Annotated in this window: 5 protein-coding genes and 1 pseudogene; 5 read left to right on the top strand and 1 reads right to left on the bottom strand. The window is 45.6% G+C overall.

What is annotated here, in order from left to right:
• The 4 genes and pseudogenes from E2K52_RS13590 to E2K52_RS13575 all read left to right on the top strand — a co-directional run.
• Nucleotides 1-190 (top strand): annotated as a pseudogene (locus E2K52_RS13590) (type II/IV secretion system protein); the annotation flags it as partial.
• Nucleotides 191-281: 91 nt separating this feature from the next.
• Nucleotides 282-647, top strand: a complete 366-nt coding sequence (locus E2K52_RS13585; protein WP_151205562.1) for a NirD/YgiW/YdeI family stress tolerance protein — start codon at nt 282-284, stop codon at nt 645-647.
• Nucleotides 648-782: 135 nt separating this feature from the next.
• On the top strand, nt 783-1,448 hold the full coding sequence (locus E2K52_RS13580; protein WP_151205561.1) for a response regulator transcription factor: 666 nt from the start codon (nt 783-785) through the stop codon (nt 1,446-1,448).
• A 2-nt stretch (nt 1,449-1,450) separates the two neighbouring features.
• Nucleotides 1,451-2,797 carry an ATP-binding protein gene (locus tag E2K52_RS13575; protein WP_151205560.1) on the top strand — a complete coding sequence of 449 codons (1,347 nt, stop codon included), beginning with the start codon at nt 1,451-1,453 and terminating at the stop codon, nt 2,795-2,797.
• A gap of 64 nt (nt 2,798-2,861) precedes the next feature.
• Here E2K52_RS13575 and hemP read toward each other — a convergent pair whose 3' ends face one another.
• The gene (gene hemP / locus E2K52_RS13570) at nt 2,862-3,032 is read right to left on the bottom strand and encodes a hemin uptake protein HemP (RefSeq protein ID WP_151205563.1); all 171 of its coding nucleotides are present in this window, start codon (nt 3,030-3,032) and stop codon (nt 2,862-2,864) included.
• 138 nt (nt 3,033-3,170) lie between these two features.
• Between hemP and E2K52_RS13565 the strand changes: the two genes are divergently transcribed.
• Nucleotides 3,171-4,070, top strand: coding sequence for a thiamine phosphate synthase (locus tag E2K52_RS13565; RefSeq protein ID WP_151205559.1), 900 nt, complete (start codon nt 3,171-3,173; stop codon nt 4,068-4,070).
• The last annotated feature ends 113 nt before the right edge of the window (nt 4,071-4,183 follow it).

Below are 4,183 nucleotides of genomic sequence, written 5' to 3'. Positions count from 1 at the left end.
CGGGATATATGAGTTTATGCCACTGAGTCTGGCCACCAAACAGCTGATCGGGGCCGATGCGAACCTGAACCAGTTGCGTCAGCAGGCGAAAAAGGAAGGGGTAGAGCCGCTCAGAATTGCCGGGGCGCGTAAGATTCTGGAAGGTGTGACCACACTGGAAGAAGTCCTCAGAGTCGTGCCTTTAACTTAATTTTAAAAATGAAGCCATCTTAAGATTCAATTCATCTTCGGCTGTTTTAATAGCATCATCGAAATAAGGCAACTTTAAAGAGGTAACTGCAATGAAAATGATGATAAATACAGTTCTGGCAGCTGCATTGATGGGTTCTATTGCCACCGCTACGATAGCAAGTAGTGACACCGCTGTGAATCAGGCCGCTTTTGCTCAATCGACTACGGTCAAACAGGCGCTGGCCATGAAAGATGACAGCAAGGTCCAGCTGAAAGGGTATGTGGTCAAAGCAGTCGGTGATGAAAAATACCAGTTCCGTGACAGCACCGGAACCATTACGGTTGAGATTGATGACGAACTTTGGCAGGGCAAACCAATTTCAGCCAAAACACCGGTAATCATCACAGGTGAAATCGATATTGATTATAAACCGGCCAAACGTGTTGAAATTGAGGTTGACCAGGTTCGTTTCTAATATCGCCTGATTTGCTGGAACCAGCTTGAACACAGCAACAAAAAACCACATGCAAGTTACCAAAAAGCATGTGGTTTTTTTGAGTCTGGAACTTTTTCAAGGCAAGATAGAACAAGGAAGCAAATGGAGCAGAGTATGCGTATTCTTTTGGCGGAAGATGACTCCTCTCAGGCAGACAGTATCCAGACCTGGCTGGAGATGGATGGCTATGTGATTGACCGGGTCGAGCGCGGTGATCATGCGATTCTGGCAATTGAGCAGCACCAGTATGACTGCATTTTACTGGATCGTGGTCTGCCGAAGGCCAACGGAGATGAGATTCTTAAAAATTTGCGCAGTCGACAGAAAGATACTCCGGTTATTTTTATTACCGCCAAAGACAGTATTGATGATCGGGTAGAAGGGCTGGATTTAGGCGCCAATGATTATCTGGTCAAACCTTTTAGTCTGGAAGAGTTGTCGGCCCGGGTGCGCGCCCAGCTCAGACTTCGACAGCAAACTCCGAATCATATTCTGCACTGGCAGGATCTCAGTCTCGACACTCAGGCCAAGACCCTGCACAAAGCCGGTCAGAATATTAACCTGACGGCAAAGGAATTCCAGATTCTGTATAAACTGATGCAGCAGCCTGAACATATTGTCACCCGTGAACAGTTGGAAGAGTCGCTTTATGCCTGGGGCGATGAAATTGAAAGCAATGCCATCGAAGTATTTATTTACCAGTTGCGTAAAAAAATCGGCAGCCAGATGATTAAAACCCTTCGCGGTTTGGGTTATCGCATGTATAAACCGGAAACATAATTATGTCAGCGCCTATTTCCCTGCAAACCCGGTTGATTCAACACGCTCTGTTCAGTTCTGTATTGGCGGGGCTGTTGGCGTGGTTGCTCTCTTTGGGAATCTCCAGTTATCAGGCAATCCAGCTGCATGATGACTTGATGCAGCAGATTTCCGAGCTTCTATTGGGCGATCTGACCCAGATGAAAGATACTCAGGTGGATGAAATAAGTGAGCAGTTTGACATCCAGTATGCCTTATTACTGGATCAGAAGATTCTTACCACTTCGGTTGAGCATGAACTATTAACTGAAATACCACTTGTGCAGAAAAACGGCTTTCACTTTGCTTATGAACAAGGCCATTTTATTCGGATTCTTAACGCTGAAGATGACGGCTTGCAGGTTAAGGTAGTACAGCCGCTGTCGGTACGCTTTGAAGAACTCTGGCAAACGACTTTGAGTTTTCTTGGTATTTTGCTGGTGTTATGGTTATTACAATGGTTGATTTTATATATTGCGATTAAACGTCAGTTAAGGCCGTTAAATAAAATTTCCCGGGCCATTGCATTCAAATCTGCTCAGGACCTCAGCCCGATCGCTCGTCCGGAACCTGAAATTACGGAGCTGCAGCCGATTGTACGTCAGTTGAATGCCATGCTCGGCCGGCTGGAAAAATCACTGACTGCCGAACAGCGTTTTACCGCAGATGCTTCCCATGAACTGCGTTCGCCACTTTCTGCGATTCAGATGCGCTTACAGGTGCTGAAACGTCAATATCAGGATGATGCCTCATTAGCTCATGCCTTGCAGCTGATCCAAAATGATGTCAATCGCGGCACGCTGGTACTGGAAAATCTGCTCTTGCTGGCACGACTCGATCCGGAGCGGGCAGAGCAACTACCCAAACAGGTGGTCAATCTTAAACTTCTGGTTCAGGATGCTTTGCAAGCCTTACAACCAGTGGCTCAGGAAAAAAACATCCATTGGAATTTATGGCTTGAAGATGCCGTGATTGAAGCCAATGCAGAACTTATTTTTAGTTGTATCCGCAATCTGCTGGATAATGCCATCCGTTACACACCAGTCCAAGGACAGGTGGACATTCGAACCAATATTCAGCAACAGCAGATCCAATTGCTGATCGAAAATTCAGGTGAGGGTATGGCGGCTGAAGTCGTAGAACGTTTGGGTGAGCGTTTCTATCGTGCCTTGGGCACTCAAACGCAAGGTTCAGGCTTGGGCCTGTCTATTTGTCAAAAGATTATGCAGCTGCATGCTGCCAGAATAGATTATGCAGCCTCAGATTTGGGCGGGCTGAAAGTGTCATTAAGCTTTGCAGGTCAGGCGCAGAATTTAAAGTCACGCCAATAAAAAAAGCAGTAGGCGCTGATTCATACTGCTTGTTCCCACGTTGGTTATTATTGAACTATGCTAATTATTTAGTAAGAATGAGTCGGTTGTTACGAGTCAGGCGCAAACGGTATTCCTCACCAGCATGCATGATTCGGATTTCACGGCCAAGAGCAAAAAGATTATTTGAGTGCAGCATGGGCAAGGTATGGTGAGTTTCGGTATTGCGAGTAAACAAGCTAAATGGTGCATTCATTCCATCGACTCCGTGGTGTATTTTGGATTGTTTTAAATGATAATCATTATCAAATTGGTCTGTCAACGGAATATTGAATAATTTATAAAAAGCTCTAATTTGCTTACAATCTGTAAAACTTTCATGGTTCATCATATTATGTCTAAACCTACCATTCATGTCGCAATTGCAATCTTGTTTTATCAAAATCAGATCCTGGTTGGCTGGCGTGAAGCCGAGCAACATCAGGGGAACAAGTCTGAATTTCCAGGCGGTAAAGTAGAGCAAGGTGAATCACCGCTTGAGGCATGTCGACGTGAGGTTCTTGAAGAGGTGGGAATTGATCTAGATGTCTGGCATGCATTTGATTTTATTTTGCATGAATATGAAGATGTCATTGTCAATTTACATATTTTCCATAGCTCGGTGTCATCTGAACAGTTGGCGCACATCAAAGCACCTTGGGGCTGGTATCGTCGTGAACAGCTCAGCCAGCTGAATTTTCCTAAAGCCAATCAGGCCATGATTCAAAAGCTGCAATGGCCACAGAGAATAAAAATTTCTGACAACCTGAATGTTTTAAATCATCTTGAGGCCAATCAAATGCTGTATTGGCGGGTAGAGGCCAGTCCTGAGCGAGTAATGCAACTGCAACAACTACCGATTGAGCAGCTATCTAAATTGATCGTTAATCAGGCTATGTGGGAGCAATTGAATGAATTACAGCAGCACACCATTCGCAGCATTCATTTAAAACAGTCGCAATTAATGGCCTTGCAAAAAGGGGAGCTTCACTGTGGTTACCGCTATATTGCTGCCTGTCATGACTTGAAGGCATTAATCCAGGCGCAGCAGATTGGCTGTGAGGCGGCTTTACTCAGTCCAGTGCTGGCCACAGCGACACATCCCGATACCCCTGCACTCGGCTGGGAACAGTTCAAGGAGATGGCAGAACAGGTACAAATTCCGGTATTTGCCCTTGGCGGGATGAAAGCGGAAGATCTGAGCTATGCACAAGCTCAACATGCTTATGGCATTGCCGGAATTCGCCATATATAACACATTCACATACAGCGTTCAGTAGTTGACAAGGCAGGCCCTAATATTTGCTGAGGGCCTGGCGGGCTTGCTGAATGGCTGTGCTATTTTTCTGCTGTTGAGCCGCTTTCAGG

It is taken from the genome of Acinetobacter sp. RF14B, assembly GCF_006864105.1.
Lineage (GTDB): Bacteria > Pseudomonadota > Gammaproteobacteria > Pseudomonadales > Moraxellaceae > Acinetobacter > Acinetobacter lwoffii_C.
This window is presented reverse-complemented; position numbering and strand designations above follow the sequence as displayed.